The organism is Phytohabitans aurantiacus (assembly GCF_027923225.1).
Taxonomy (GTDB): domain Bacteria; phylum Actinomycetota; class Actinomycetes; order Mycobacteriales; family Micromonosporaceae; genus Phytohabitans; species Phytohabitans aurantiacus.
On record NZ_BSDI01000006.1, the window covers coordinates 141985 to 156607 of the forward strand.

Annotated in this window: 11 protein-coding genes; 6 read left to right on the forward strand and 5 right to left on the reverse strand. The window is 69.5% G+C overall.

What is annotated here, in order from left to right; genetic code table 11:
* Window positions 1-1554 carry a phytoene desaturase family protein gene (locus QMG73_RS07640; protein WP_281893359.1) on the reverse strand — a complete coding sequence of 518 codons (1554 nt, stop codon included), beginning with the start codon at window positions 1552-1554 and terminating at the stop codon, window positions 1-3.
* Window positions 1555-1564: 10 nt separating this feature from the next.
* Window positions 1565-2263, reverse strand: coding sequence for a TetR/AcrR family transcriptional regulator (locus QMG73_RS07645; RefSeq protein WP_281893360.1), 699 nt, complete (start codon window positions 2261-2263; stop codon window positions 1565-1567).
* A 96-nt stretch (window positions 2264-2359) separates the two neighbouring features.
* On the opposite strand from QMG73_RS07645, the gene QMG73_RS07650 reads away from it, so the two are divergent.
* From QMG73_RS07650 to ispG, 4 genes are read left to right on the forward strand one after another with little or no spacing between them, the layout of a single operon-like run.
* On the forward strand, window positions 2360-4501 hold the full coding sequence (locus QMG73_RS07650) for an MMPL family transporter (protein WP_281893361.1): 2142 nt from the start codon (window positions 2360-2362) through the stop codon (window positions 4499-4501).
* Between the two features lie 10 nt (window positions 4502-4511).
* Window positions 4512-5714, forward strand: coding sequence for a 1-deoxy-D-xylulose-5-phosphate reductoisomerase (gene dxr, locus QMG73_RS07655; protein ID WP_281893362.1), 1203 nt, complete (start codon window positions 4512-4514; stop codon window positions 5712-5714).
* Window positions 5711-6991 (forward strand): M50 family metallopeptidase, encoded by a 1281-nt coding sequence (locus tag QMG73_RS07660; RefSeq protein ID WP_281893363.1) that lies wholly within the window; start codon window positions 5711-5713, stop codon window positions 6989-6991. Before dxr ends, QMG73_RS07660 begins: the two co-directional genes overlap by 4 nt.
* Window positions 6992-7003: 12 nt before the next feature.
* Window positions 7004-8176: a flavodoxin-dependent (E)-4-hydroxy-3-methylbut-2-enyl-diphosphate synthase gene (gene ispG, locus QMG73_RS07665; RefSeq protein ID WP_281893364.1), complete on the forward strand. Its 1173-nt coding sequence runs from the start codon at window positions 7004-7006 to the stop codon at window positions 8174-8176.
* A gap of 49 nt (window positions 8177-8225) precedes the next feature.
* On the opposite strand, the gene QMG73_RS07670 is transcribed toward ispG, so the two are convergent.
* Window positions 8226-8798 carry a PadR family transcriptional regulator gene (locus QMG73_RS07670; protein WP_281893366.1) on the reverse strand — a complete coding sequence of 191 codons (573 nt, stop codon included), beginning with the start codon at window positions 8796-8798 and terminating at the stop codon, window positions 8226-8228.
* A gap of 364 nt (window positions 8799-9162) precedes the next feature.
* Here QMG73_RS07670 and QMG73_RS07675 point away from each other — a divergent pair, with 364 nt between their 5' ends.
* Window positions 9163-9705 carry an RNA polymerase sigma factor gene (locus QMG73_RS07675; RefSeq protein ID WP_281893368.1) on the forward strand — a complete coding sequence of 181 codons (543 nt, stop codon included), beginning with the start codon at window positions 9163-9165 and terminating at the stop codon, window positions 9703-9705.
* Between the two features lie 2 nt (window positions 9706-9707).
* A complete protein-coding gene (locus QMG73_RS07680) occupies window positions 9708-11582 on the forward strand; it encodes an EAL domain-containing protein (RefSeq protein WP_281893387.1) in 1875 nt (624 codons plus the stop codon).
* Here the strand turns inward: QMG73_RS07680 and QMG73_RS07685 are convergent.
* Together QMG73_RS07685 and QMG73_RS07690 are read right to left on the reverse strand one after the other, a co-directional pair.
* The gene (locus tag QMG73_RS07685) at window positions 11569-13074 is read right to left on the reverse strand and encodes a glycoside hydrolase family 53 protein (protein ID WP_281893370.1); all 1506 of its coding nucleotides are present in this window, start codon (window positions 13072-13074) and stop codon (window positions 11569-11571) included. The genes QMG73_RS07680 and QMG73_RS07685 overlap by 14 nt on opposite strands.
* Window positions 13074-14552 (reverse strand): glycoside hydrolase family 53 protein, encoded by a 1479-nt coding sequence (locus QMG73_RS07690; RefSeq protein WP_281893372.1) that lies wholly within the window; start codon window positions 14550-14552, stop codon window positions 13074-13076. Before QMG73_RS07690 ends, QMG73_RS07685 begins: the two co-directional genes overlap by 1 nt.
* Window positions 14553-14623 lie beyond the last annotated feature (71 nt).

The following is a 14623-nucleotide window of genomic DNA, read 5'->3' on the forward strand; positions in this document are numbered from 1 at the left end:
TCACAGGTCGTCCAGGATGCGGTGTGCGGCGTTGTGGCCGGCGGCGCCGATCACGCTGCCGGCCGGGAAGCAGCCGGCGCTGCCCGCGTAGACGCCGTCGACGCCGGTGAAGTACGGCATGCGGTCGGTGAAGGAGACCGTGTTGTCGACGTGGTGGATGTGGCCGCCGGTGATGCCGAAATGCTCCTCGATGCCGGGCGGCGGCAAGGGCACCACGTCGGCGACCAGCGACGATGTCCCCGGCGCGTATCGGTCGCAGATCGCCAGCAGTCGCTCCACATAGGAGTCGACCACGGTGGACCACGTCGAGTCGGCGAGTGCGTACGGCACGGACTGCACGAACAGCGCCGACGAGTGGTGCCCCGCCGAGTCTTGCAACGATGGGTCGACGGTCGTGTGGACGTACCACTCCATTGTGGGCTCGTCGGGCAGTTGGCCGGCGACCACGGACGCCCACATCGCACGGAGCGCGGTCATCGGGGAGCCTGACGAGGGCAGCAGGTGGATCGTGGAGCCGAACGGGCTCGGCGCCCCCTCGGGCAGGCACGAAAACGCCGGCAGGCCGGCGAGCGCCAGGTTGACCTTCAGGGTGGTGCCGGGGCGGCGGACGGCCGTCATCCGCGCGGTCAGCTCCGCCGGCAGGGCGCCGTCGGGCATCAGCTCCATCAGCCGGTACGGGTCGCAGGCGCCCAGGACGACGGTGGCGCTAACCGAACGGCCGTCGCGCAGGGCGACCCCCGAAGCTGCGCCACCATCGATCGTGATGGCGCCTACCGGCGTACCCGAGAAGATTTGTGCTCCGGCGGCGCGTGCCGCGGCCGCGAAGGTCCTGGAGACGGTGCCCATGCCGCCCTTGGCGATCATCCAGGTGCCGTCGGCACCGGGGAGCCGGCACATGTTGTGCACCAGGAAGTTGTGGCCCGTGCCGGGGTCGTCGGGGCCGGCGTTGAGGCCGGAGAGGCCGTCGGTGACCGCGTACATGGACACGAGCAGCTCGGACCGGAACTCGAAGCGCGCCAGGTAGTCGGCCACCGAGCCGCGGACCAGGTCGACGAAGGTCTCCTGGAGGGCGGGGCGGATGTATCGGGCGGCCGTCTCCTCGACGCTGAGCGGCTCGGCGAGCCAGGCGGGCCCGAGGTCGTCGCGGAGCGCGGTCAGCTCGGCCTGGAGCGCGTCGTCGGCGGCGACGTCGGCGGGGGAGAAGAACTCCAGCATCTGTGCGCGGGTGGCGGCGCGGTCGCTGCCGAAGAGCAGGTATCGCTTGTCGGTGGTGGGTAGGAAGTAGTGCGGGTCGCGCCGCAGCACGGGGATGTCGACGTCGAGCGTCTTGAGCAGCTCGGGCGGCATGAGACCGAGCAGGTACGAGCCGGTGGAGTGGCGCAGCTCGGGCACCCGCGGAAACGGTGTCTCGGTGCGGGCGGCGCCGCCGATGACGTCGTCGGCTTCGAGGACCACCACCTTGAGCCCGGCGCGGGCGAGCAGGACGGCGGAGACCAGGCCGTTGTGGCCGGCCCCAATGATCACCACATCGGCGCGCTCTGGTAGGTCGCTCATGCCGGTCAGACTAATCCGGCGCGGCGCCAAGCTGGATGAGGAACATCGCGAGCTCGACCTCGAACAGTGCCTCGGGCTCGGTGACCGCCCAGCGGAGCTGGTTGAAGACCTCCATCGCCACCAGGCCGTACAGCCGGCTCCAGCCGGACAGGAACGTGTACGCGACCTCGATCGGGAGCTCGCCCTGGCTCAACCAGAGCGGCTCCAGGTGCGGCCCGAGGTGGGCCTCCATCAGCTCGCGGGGCGGCGTCGGCCACGGCGACCGCTCCCAGAGCCGCAGGAACGTCGCCAGGTAGGGGCGGCCGAATCGGGCACCGGGATCTTCGGGGCCGCACTCGGCCTGCAGGTCGCCGAAGGCCGGGTTGGGGGTACCGAAGATCAGCCCGAACTCGACCGGGTGCTCGATGGACCACCGCCGGAATCCCCGTGCCATGGCACCGAGCTGCGCGGTGGGGTCGTCGCCGGCTGCCTCCCCGGCCGCGGTCACGGTGGCGGCCAGCTCGTCGATCAGGTCGTCGGCGAGCGCCTTGATCAGCGCTTCGAGGCTCGGAAAGTACCGGTAGATGGCGGGTGCGGTCATGCCCATGTCGCGGGCGATGGCGCGTAGGGACACCGCCTGCGGTCCGCCGGAGACCAGGAGGCGCCGGGCGCCCTCCTTGATCTCGGACACGGTGGCGGTGCGCAGGCGCTCCCGCCTTGTGATCGTCATCCGGGCCGTACTCCCTTGACTGCGCGCTAACACTGCTTGCATAGTAAACGGTGTTAACGCGCCTAATCGACTGTCACAAAGAGTACCGGGGGCGGCATGTTCGCGTGGTGGGGCAAAGCGGTCGTACGTTTTCGGTGGGTCGTGCTCGCGGCCGCCGCCGTGCTGGTGATCGTGGGCGCCACCTGGGGCGCAGGCGTCTTCGGCACGCTGACCGGTGGCGGCTTTGACGACCCGGCGAGCGAGTCGAGCCGGGCCCGCGAGCGGATCACGGCGGAGCTGGGCAGCCAGGACATCGACATCCTTGTGTTGTACTCCAGTGATACGACAACCGTGGACCAGCCGGCGTTTCGTGAGGCGGTCACCACGACGCTCGGCCAGCTCCGGCGGCACTCCGACGTGGCGAGCGTGACGAGCTGGTACGACACGCAGGCGCCCAGCCTCGTGTCCACCGACCGCCACGCCACGTACGCCCTCGTGCAGTTGCGCGGCACCGACCCGGATGCCAAGACCGAGGCGTACGGGGACCTGCGGCCGGCGCTCGACGCTCCCGGGCTCACCACGGAGGCCGGTGGCAACGTGCCGTTCCAGTACGAGGCCAACCACCAGACCGAACGCGATCTGGTACGCGCCGAGACGCTCTCCCTGCCGGTGCTGCTGGTCCTGCTCGTGCTGATCTTCGGTGGGCTTGTCGCGGCGGGCATGCCGCTGCTCGTCGGCGGGCTGGCGATCATGGGTGCCTTCATCGCGGTACGCCTGATCAGCATGGTCACCGACGTCTCCGTCTTCGCGATCAACGTGATCACCCTGATCGGGCTGGGCATGGCGATCGACTACGCGCTCTTCGTGGTGAGCCGGTTCCGAGAGGAGCTGGCCGCCGGCCACGACACACCGGCCGCGATCCAGCGGACCATGACGACGGCCGGCCGCACGGTGATGGTGTCCGGGTTCACGATCGCGCTGGCGCTCGCGAGCCTGCTGATCTTCCCGCCGGTGTTCCTCAGCTCGCTGGGCATCGGTGGCATGGCCGCCGTACTGGTCGCGATGCTCGGCGCGCTCACCGTGCTCCCGGCGCTCCTGGCGGTACTCGGCCCGCGGGTCAACGCGCTGCGCATCCCGCTGCCCCGGCGCCGCGGAGCCAAGCCGGGCGCGGGATGGGCCAAGGTCGCGCACAGCGTCATGCGCCGCCCCTGGCTGTACGCCGTCGGCGTGGTAGCGATCCTTGCGATCTTCGCGGCGCCCGCCCTGCGGATGAACTTCGGCGGATTCGACGAGCGGGTCCTGCCGGCCGCCGCCGAGCCGCGCCTGGTCGCCGACCGGATCGCCAGTGACTTCCCGGGTAGCACGGTCGCGCCCATCGACGTGCTGGTCTCGGGGGCACCGGCGGAGGCGTTCGCCAACCAGGTCAAGGCGGTGCCCGGCGTGACGGGGGTGACGGCGACGGCCAGCCGGGGCGAGTCGACGCTGCTGTCGGTCACGTACACCGGCGAGCCCACCGGCGACCCCGCTCAGGACGCGGTGCGCGGTATCCGCGACCTGCCCGCGCCGGACGGCGCCGAGGTACTGGTCGGCGGCCGCACCGCCGCCGATCTCGACCTGCTCCACAGCCTTGGCAGCCGGCTGCCCTGGATGGCGCTGATCATGGCGTCGGCGACGCTGGTGCTGCTCTTCCTGGCCTTCGGCTCGGTGCTGCTGCCGATCAAGGCGGTACTGATGAACCTCGTCTCGATCGGGGCGTCCTTCGGTGTCGTGGTGTGGATCTTCCAGGACGGCCACCTCGCCGACCTGCTGGGCTTTACGCCGACGGGGTTCATCGAGCCCAGCAACCCGATCCTCATGCTCGCGGTGCTCTTCGGGCTGGCCACCGACTACGAGGTGTTCCTGCTGTCCCGGGTGCGCGAGGAGTGGGACCGCACCGGCGACAACACGTCCGCGGTGGCGCACGGGCTCCAGTACACCGGGCGGATCATCACGGCGGCGGCGCTCCTGCTGATCGTGGTGGTGGCGGGCTTCGCGACCGGCGGCATCACGTTCATCAAGCTGATCGGCGTCGGCATGATCGTCGCGATCGTGGTCGACGCGACGCTGGTGCGGGCGCTGCTGGTGCCGGCGACGATGCGCCTGCTCGGCCGTTGGAACTGGTGGGCGCCGGGCCCGCTGGGCAGGCTGTACCGCCGGTACGGCATCCGCGAGTCGGAGGAAGGACCGGCGCGCGAGATGGCGACCACCACCCATCGGTGAGAATGGGGGCGTGAGCTCTCCCCGCGACGTCGTCCTGCTCGGCTCCACCGGATCGATCGGCACCCAGGCGATCGACATCGTCAGGCGCAACCCCGACCGGTTCCGGGTGGTGGCGCTCGGCGCGGGTGGTGGCAACGTCGAGCAGCTCGCCGCGCAGGCTTTGGAGCTGGGGGTCGAGGCGGTCGGTGTCGCCAAGGCATCGGCCACACAGGACCTCCAGCTCGCGTTCTACGCCGAGGCGTCGCGGCGGGGGTACGCGAGCGGAGACTTCCGGATACCGAAGATCGTCGCCGGCCCCGATGCCATGACGGAGCTCGCCGAGTGGCCGTGTGACATGGTCCTCAACGGAGTCGTCGGCTCGCTCGGGCTCGCGCCAACGCTCGCCGCGTTACGCGGTGGGCGTACCCTCGCGCTCGCCAACAAGGAGTCGCTCGTAGCTGGCGGCCCTCTGGTCAGGGCGGCCACCCAGCGACCGGGGCAGATCGTGCCGGTCGACTCCGAGCACTCCGCGCTCGCGCAGTGCCTGCGCGGCGGCTCCGCCGCCGAGGTGCGGCGGCTGGTCCTGACCGCGAGCGGCGGCGCGTTCCGCGGCCGCCGCCGCGAGGACCTGGCCGGCGTGACGCCGACCGACGCGCTCGCCCACCCTACGTGGAACATGGGCCCGGTCGTGACCATCAACTCGGCCACGCTGGTCAACAAGGCGCTAGAGGTCATCGAGGCCCATGAGCTCTTCGATATCGGCTACGAAGCGATCGAGGTCATGGTGCACCCGCAGTCGGTGATCCACTCGATGGTGGAGTTCGTCGACGGGTCGACGCTGGCGCAGGCCAGCCCGCCCGACATGCGGCTGCCGATCGCGCTGGCGCTGGGCTGGCCCGACCGGGTGCCCGAGGCGGCACCGGCCGTCGACTGGACCGCCGCACACACCTGGGAGTTCACGCCGCTGGACGAGGCGGCGTTCCCGGCGGTGCGGCTCGCGAAGGAGGCGGGGCGGGTCGGGCGCTGCCGGCCAGCGATCTACAACGCGGCGAACGAGGAGTGCGTGGCCGCTTTCGTGGCGGGGCGGCTGCCGTTCCTGGGCATCGTGGACACGTTGGAGCGCGTCCTGACCGACGCACCCGACTACGCCGAACCAGGTACCGTCGAGGATGTGCTCGCCGCCGAGTCGTGGGCACGCACCCACGCCCAGGCGATCATTGGTGAAGGAGCTTGATGGAGATCTTCGGGATTGTCCTGTTTGCGCTGGGCATTTTCCTCTCGGTCTGCCTTCACGAAGCTGGACACATGGGCACGGCCAAGATGTTCGGCATGAAAGTCACCCGCTTCTTCGCGGGTTTCGGGCCGACGTTGTGGTCGTTCAAGCGCGGCGAGACCGAGTACGGCATCAAGGCGATCCCCGCCGGCGGCTTCGTGAAGATCGTCGGCATGACGCCGCAAGACGACGACGTGGCGGCCGAAGACGAGCCCCGCGCCATGTGGCGATTCCCGGTGTGGAAGCGAACCGTCGTCATGTCCGCGGGTTCGGTCACGCACTTCGCGCTCGGCGTGCTGATCCTGTGGGGCCTGTTCTCCTTCGTCCCGCTGAACGACGACAGCAAGTTACAGACCGATCCGGTCACGATCGCCCAGGTCGCGCCGTGCGTCGAGGAGAAGTTCAGCGTCGACCCGGCCACCCAGCGGCAGGTCGCCTGCGAGGCGGGCAAGGATCCGGAGAGCGCCGCGGCGAAGCTCGGCCTCCAGCCCGGCGACGTGATCACCGCGCTCGACGGTCAGCAGGTGCGCGGCTGGGACACGCTCACCGCCAAGATCCGCGCGTCGGGCGGCCAGGAGGTCTCGCTGACGTTCGAGCGCGACGGCACCTCGCAGACCAAGTCGGTGACGCTGCCGGTCTCGGAGCGGGTCAAGCAGCAGGTGATCCAGGACGACCCCGACCGCCCGGCTTCCAAGATCACGCCCGCTGACCTGGAGAAGGTCGGCATGCTCGGCATCACGCCGGAGATCCCGAAGAGCACGGCGGGCCCGATCGACGGCGTCGGCAAGGCCGCCGACCAGACCGTCTTCATGATCGAGGGCACGTTCACCGCGTTGAAGAAGTTCCCCGAGAAGATCCCCGCGCTGTTCGCCGCACTCTCGGGCGACGAGCGCGACCCGGAGACGCCGATCAGCGTCGTGGGCGCCAGCCGGATCGGCGGTGAGCTCTTCGACCGCGGTGAGTGGCCGTCGTTCATCCTGCTGCTCGCCGCGCTGAACTTCTTCGTCGGCATCTTCAACCTGCTGCCGCTGCTGCCGCTCGACGGCGGGCACATCGCGATCGCGTGGTTCGAGCGGGTCCGCTCCTGGCTGTACGCCAAACTGGGTAGGCAAGACCCCGGACGGGTCGACTACTTCAAGCTCATGCCGGTCACGTACGTGGTAATCCTCATATTCGGAGGGTTCACCCTGCTTACAGTGGCTGCGGATATTCTCAATCCGATCGAATTGCCCTTCTGAGGTGAGCCGCCCGTGACCGCCATTTCCCTCGGTATGCCCGCTGTGCCGCCCCCGCCGCTCGCGGAGCGGCGCCGGTCCCGCCAGATCATGGTCGGGTCGGTGCCGGTCGGTGGCGGCGCACCGGTCACCGTGCAGTCGATGACCACCACGCTGACCGCCGACATCAACGCGACGCTCCAGCAGATCGCCGAGCTGACCGCGTCGGGCTGCCAGATCGTGCGGGTGGCCGTGCCATCCGCCGACGACGTCGAGGCGCTGCCGGCGATCGCGAAGAAGTCGCAGATCCCGGTCATCGCCGACATCCACTTCCAGCCCAAGTACGTGTTCGCGGCGATCGACGCCGGGTGCGCGGCGGTGCGGGTCAACCCCGGCAACATCAAGGCGTTCGACGACAAGGTCGCGGAGATCGCGCGGGCGGCGGGCGACGCCGGCGTACCGATCCGGATCGGCGTCAACGCGGGCTCGCTCGACAAGCGGCTCCTGGAGAAGTACGGCAAGGCGACAGCCGAGGCGCTGGTCGAGTCGGCGCTGTGGGAGTGCTCACTGTTCGAGGAGCACGGCTTCCGCGACATCAAGATCTCGGTGAAGCACAACGATCCGGTCGTGATGATCCGGGCGTACCGCCAGCTTGCCGCCCAATGCGACTACCCGCTGCACCTCGGCGTGACCGAGGCAGGGCCGGCCTTCCAGGGCACAGTCAAGTCGGCGGTGGCGTTCGGCGCGCTGCTCGCCGAGGGCATCGGCGACACGATCCGGGTGTCGCTGTCCGCCCCGCCCGTCGAAGAGGTCAAGGTCGGCCAGGCGATCCTCGAGTCGCTCGGGCTGCGCGAGCGCGGCCTGGAGATCGTGTCCTGCCCGTCGTGTGGCCGGGCACAGGTCGACGTCTACACGCTGGCCGAGCAGGTGACGGCGGGCCTGGAGGGGCTCCCGGTGCCGCTGCGGGTCGCGGTCATGGGTTGCGTGGTCAACGGTCCCGGCGAGGCGCGCGAGGCCGACCTCGGCGTCGCGTCCGGCAACGGCAAGGGCCAGATCTTCGTCAAGGGCAAGGTCATCAAGACCGTGCCGGAGTCGCAGATCGTCGAGACCCTGATCGAAGAGGCGGTCCGCCTGGCCGACGAGATGGGCGCCGAGCTCCCCGAGGAGCTCCGCGATCTCGCGCTCGGCCCGCAGGTCACCGTCCACTAGGCGCACGCGAAAGGGGCCCGGCGGTGCCGGGCCCCTTTGCACGAGCTGGTCACTCCGACTCGGCCAGGATCGCGTACAGCTTGCGCTTGGTCTCGTTCAGGACCTCCAGGGCCCGGGTACGCTGCTCGGCCGTCCCGTTGAAGCCAACCTGACGCAGCGCGTTCATGATGCCGAACGCCGCGTCGCGGAAGTCCTGCGCCTGCGACACGGTGTCGTCGGCGAACTCCTGCCACGGCGGAGCCTCGGCGGCACGCGCCGCCTCTTCCCGCCCGGCGTCGGTCAGCGTGAACCGCTTGCGGCCCTCGCCGGGCTGGTCCGCCACGATCAGCCCCTCGTCTTCGAGCAGCTGGAGCGTCGGGTAGACCGAGCCGGGGCTCGGCCGCCAGATGCCGCCGGTGCGGCTTTCCAGCTCACGGATCATCTCGTACCCGTGCATCGGGCGCTCGACGAGCAGCGCCAGAACGGCGGCCCGTACGTTCTGCCGGCGACCGCCGCCGCGACCGCGGTGGCCGTGCCCGTGGCCGCCGGGACCGCCCCAGCCGCCGCCCGGGAAGCCCGGCCCGAATCCGAAGCCGCGCATGCGTGCCTCGTGCAGTTGGTGAACACCTCTGCGGAATCCCATCTCAGTTCTCCTCTGTTCTGTCGTTGATACGTTGACGATATATCGGTAACGTATCGCTCGACAAGAGATGCCGGAGGTGAGTGACGTGGAATACGCGGAAGTAGGGCAGGCTGGGCTACTCGATCATGAGATCGTGACGGGCGGCGCTCCGTCGGACAAATAGTGTCCTGACTGTCACGTACAGTAACTGGTTCGTACGGCTCGTCTATCTGGATGATCGTATGAATCACACCTGCTAGAAACGCTGCCGCCAAACGAGAAAGAATCTCGACGTACGCACGACCCCTTCATCGTCTCCTCAACAGAGAGTGATATGCAGGAGCATAACTGCGGAGGGGGACATGATGGGTCAGGAGGCGGCGGCATGAGCGTGGTCGAGCCGGTGGCCGCACGCGCGGAGACAGTGGCCGCGGCGGAGTTCCGCGCCTCGTTCGAGCTCTTCTGCCACGAGTACCACCCGAAGGTCCGGCGGTTCCTGCAGGGCCAGTGCGCCGACCTCGACCTCGTGCAGGAGGCCGTGCAGGAGGTGTTCATCACGGCGTGGGCAAAGTGGGGACACCTCCGGGAGTTCGAAAAGCCGCTCGGTTGGCTGATCAAGACCGCGCGGTACAAGCTGATGGCCCAGCAGGGCCTGCGCCGCCAGAACAGCATGGCCACGCTCGACGACGTGCCGGATCGGCTGCTCGCCGCACCGACCAACGCGCAGGAGGCGCGCGACCTGCTCGCCGAGTGGCTGCGGCAGTTGCCGCCGCGCCAGAGCGAGATCCTTCAGATGTCCCTCGACGGCTGGTCCGACGATGAGATCGCCCGCGTGCTCGGGGTCGCGTACAACACCGTGCGCACCTACAAGCGCGTGGCCCGGCAGCGCCTGCGGCGGATCGCCGAAGAGGCCGGGTTCAAGGCGTGACGATGGACCTCGACGACATCCTGGCGCTGGCAGCCGACCCCACGCCCACCTCATTCGAGTCGGCACGCGCCCGGCGCGCCGCCGACCAGGTCCTGAGGCGGTACGCCGACGCCACCGCCGCCGGACTCGACGTGGTCGGCGACGTCGACCCGTCCGACCCGCTGACCACCGTCGCCGATGAGGTGACCCGCATCGTGCGGGCCGCTCAGCTCGCCAAGCTCGGCAGCGTCACGTGGCTGGCCGATACCGGCGAGCTGACCTGGTCCGACGAGATGTCCCTGATCCTGGGGCGTCCACCGGGCGCGGTGCGACCGTCGATCGACGCGCTCTTCGCGGCCGTCCACCCCGCCGACGCCATCCAGGCGCACCGGGATGCGGTGCGCGCGTGGGTGAGGGGCAGCGTCACCGAGACCACCTGCCGCGTGATCCGGCACGACGGCACCACGCGGTACGTCCACGCCCTGATCGAGTTGGTCGCGGGTGAGGGCCACCGGCCGTACGGCATCGTCGCCACCGTCGAAGACGTCACCGAGTTGGAGCTCGCCCGCCAGGAGCGTGACCGGCTCGCCCGGCGCCGGCAGACCGTGCGTGCCGAGCCACCGCACGCCGACCCGGTCACCGGGCTGCTCACCCGGGTCCGGTTCACCGACGAGGTGGAGCGGGCGCTGCGTGCCGGTACCGGAGCGTTGCTGGTCGTGGCGACCGAGATGGTGGGCCCGGCGGAGGCCGGCGGCTCCAGCCCTGAGGCCGGCCTTTCCGCGGCTGTGGCCGCCTTTGTCATGCAGGTCGCCAAGCGTGGCGACCTGTGCGGCGTGGTCGGCTACGGCGAGCTCGGCGTTCTCATGCACGACACGCCACTGCGCGCGGCCACCGCCCGCGCTCGCGCGATCGTCGAGGCCCTCCGTGGTCAGTCCTTTGTGGCCGGACGGCATCGGTTGCGGGTCAACGCGTGGGGCGGCCTGGTGCGATACCGCGCCAACGACGGCGCGTCCAGCTTCGACCTGATCATCGACGCCGAGTCGGCGTGGCGGCGGGCCAAGGAGACCGGCGAGAGCCTGCACGCCTGGTCGCAGCCCGCGCCGGCCGACGAGCGGGCGGAGACCTGCCGCACCCGCGTACGCGCGGCCGTGGCGGGCAACGGGTTCACGCTCTACACCCAGCCGATCCTCGACCTCCGGCTCAACCAGATCACCCGCCAGGAGATCCTGCTCCGGCCGCTGAACGACGCCGGCGAACCGGTTTCGCCGTCTCCGTTTCTCGACATCGCCGAGCGGGTCGACGAGATGCCGGTGATCGACCGGTGGGTGCTCGACCGCACCCTGGAGCTGATCGCGCAGGGGCCGCCGACGTCGCACTACCAGGTGAACCTCAACGCGCGTTCGCTGGACGACCCCGATCTGCTGGGTCACGTGTGCGACCTCATCGACCAGTACGGCGTCGACCCCCGGCAGATCACCTTCGAGATCACCGAGACGGCGATCATCGGGAGCCGGATGCAGGCCCTGACGTTCGCGAACGGGGTACGGGAGCTCGGCTGCCAGCTCGCGCTCGACGACTTCGGCACGGGGTACAGCTCGTTCAGCTACCTGCGGTCGTTCCCCATCGACCTCGTGAAGATCGATGGTGAGTTCATTGTGGACCTGCGGAACTCACCGGCGGCTCAGGCGATGGTGGTTTCGCTGGTGCAGATGTGCCGGGCGTTGGGGATTCTCACCGCGGCCGAGTACGTGAAGGACGGCGCGACGATCGACCTGTTGCGCGGGTACGGTGTCGACTTCGTGCAGGGCGAGGCCGTGGGCATGCCTCGGCCGATCGCGGGAGCACCGCGATCGGCCGAGCAGTCGATCGTGCTGGAACTGGCCGTCAGGGGTTTGTGAAGACCTGTAGCGCGGGCAGGGCTCGGTCGGAGTAGTCGAAGAGGGCCTGGTTCTCCCAGCCGTTGCCGGACGACGGGTTGGTCGGGTCCCAGCCGTTGCCGGTCACCGCTGTCCACGTCGGCTCCCAGTAGAAGACGCCGAGCCCGCGCCCGTTCGGCACCGCCTTGACCGCGTTGAAGACCGCACGCAGCGCGTCCGTCTGGCCCTGCGCCGTCGCCGGGTACCCGCCGGCCTGCTGCAACGACGAGTTGAAGATGTTGGGCTCGCCGTCGTCCTGGTTGAGCGTGAAGCCGTACGCCGTCTCGACGACCGCGACCGGCCTGCCGTACCGCCCAGCGAGGTCGATGAGGTTGGACTGCAGGCTCGCCACGCTGCCGTGCCAGTACACGTAGTGCGACACCCCGATCACGTCGAACGGCACGCCGCGCGACGTGGCCTGGTCGAACCACCAGCGGTGTTGGGTGTTGTTTCCGCCCTCGGCGAGGTGCAGCATCACCTGCGTCGACGACGACACCGCCTTGACCGCCTGGCTGCCCGCGGTGAGCAGCGAGGCCAGGTTCGCCCAGTTGTTGCTGCGCCCGTCCGGCCACAGCATGCCGTCGTTGATCTCGTTACCCACCTGCGCCATGTCGGCCGTCGTGCCCTGCGCCTTCAACGCGTTCAACACGTCGTACGTGTGGTCGTACACCGCCTGCCGGAGCTGGCTGAACGACATCGACGCCCACGCGGCGGGCTTGTTCTGCTTGCCCGGGTCGGCCCAGGAGTCTGAGTAGTGGAAGTCGATCAGCAGCTTCATGCCCTGCGCCTTGGCGCGGCTGGCCATGGTGAGCACCCGGGCCTTGTTGTTGTACCCGTCGGCCGGGTTCACCCATACCTTGAGCCGGGCGTAGTTGACCCCGCTGGAGCGCATGAGGGTGAGGGCGTCGCTCTGCGTACCGGCGCTGTTCCGGTACACGCCGCCACGGTCTTCGCTCTTCTTCAGCGTGGAGATGTCCACGCCACGGATCTGGATCGTGCTGCCACCTCCGTTGGACGTCGGGCCGAACGTGATGTCGTCGAAGCTGGCCCAGTTTCCGGCGTTCGCGTTGGAGAACAGGCTGACCGTGCAGTTGCCGCCCGACACGTTCAGCGTCACGGAGATCTGCGTCCACGCGTCGCTCGCCGGCACGGTGGCCCGCTGCTCCGCGCTGCCGCAATTCTTCAGGGCCAGGTACGCGGCGATCTGGCCGCCGCCGGAGCGCACCCAGGCACGTGCCGTGTAGCTGCCGTTGGTGAGCCCGGTCAGCGTCTGGCGGGTCTCCCACTGGTACGCCGCCGACGCCCAGTGCGTGAGCCGGTTACCCGACCGCCCGCCCGACTCGGTGTATCCGTTGCCACTCCATCCGCTGAGCCCCGACTCAAACCCTGCGTTCGTCAGCGTCGTGGCCGCGTTGGCGGGTGCCGCCGGTATCAGCAGAACCATGGCGGCCAGGAGCGCGAGCCGTACCCTCATCAGAACCTCCCGAAGACGCGGAGCGCTGGCAGCGCCCGACCCGAGTAGTCGAAGACCGCCTGGTTCTCCCAACCGTCCCCAGAGGACGGATCGGCCGGGTCCCAGCCGGCGCCGTCGACGGCGGTCCAGGTCGGCTCCCAATAGAAGACGCCGAGGCTGTTCGGCACAGCCGCGACGACGTTGAAGATGTCGCGCAGCGCGTCGGCCTGGCCTTCCGGCGTGGCGGGGTACCCACCGGCCTGCGCCAGCGACGCGTTGAAGATGTTGGTTTCGTGGTCGTCCTGTGCGAGCGTGAACCCGTACGCCGTCTCCACGACCGCGACCGGCTTTCCATATCGGACGGTCAGGTCCATGAGGTTGGCCTGCAACGCGCCGAGCGGCCCGTGCCAGTACACGTAGTGCGACACCGCGATGACGTCGAACGGCACCCCGCGCGACACCGCGTTGTCGAACCACCAGCGGTGGCCGCCGTTGTTGCCGCCCTCGGCGAGGTGCAGCGCGACCTTTGTAGACGGTGAAGCCGCTTTGACGGCGTTGCTACCGGCGGTCAGGAGCGCCGCGAGCCCGTCCCAGTTGTCCCACCGCCCGTCCGGCCACAGCATCCCACCGTTGATTTCGTTGCCCACCTGGGCCATGTCGGCCGGCGTACCCTGCGCCCGCAGCCCCGCGATCACGTCGTACGTGTGGTCGTAGAGCGCCTGCGTCAGCTGGTCGAACGGCAGGTTCGCCCACGCGGCGGGCTTGTTCTGCTTGCCCGGGTCGGCCCACGCGTCCGAGTAGTGAAAGTCGATCAGCAGCCTCATGCCCTGCGCCTTGACCCGCTTGGCCATCGCGAGCACGCGCTCGGAGCTGTTGAAGCCGTCGGCCGGGTCGACCCAGACCTTGAGCCGCGCGTAGTTGACGCCGTTCGAGCGCAGGAGCCGCACCGCGTCGCCACGCCGGCCGTGCCGATCGCGGTAGATCGCGCCATACGCCTCGTTCTTCGCCAGGTGCGAGATGTCGGCGCCCTTGATCCGCACCGGGTCGAGCGCACCCCTGGTGAGCGTGACATCGTCGAAGTCGGCCCAGTCGCGCGAGGAAAGGCTGATCGTGCAGCGGCCGCTGACCCAGGCGCTGACCGCGACCTGTACCCACAGGTCGGGGCCGGTGCGCGGCACGTCGACCCGGCGATCTGCGGCGCCGCAGCCGGTCAGCCCGGCAGACGCGGCGCCACCACCGCGCACCCAGACACGCAAGGTGTACGCCCCCGACGCGAGCCCCTTGACGTGCTGGTACGTGACGGCGGCACCGGTGTGGGCGAGGCGCTGCGCTCCGGTGTGGCCTCCGGCGGCGACCGCACCGGTGCCGCGCCAGCCGGCGAGACCGTCTTCGAATCCGGGATTCCGCAGGGTGGGGGCGGCTTGGGCGGCGCCTGGCACCGCGCCGGTCGCGATAATGGCGGTAAGGGCGACGACGGTAGCGGTTCGTAACTTCTTCATGTGAGCGCTCACAGTCAGGTGACGAGGAGTTACGTACGAAACACTGCCGACACACTGTGAGCGCTTACAAT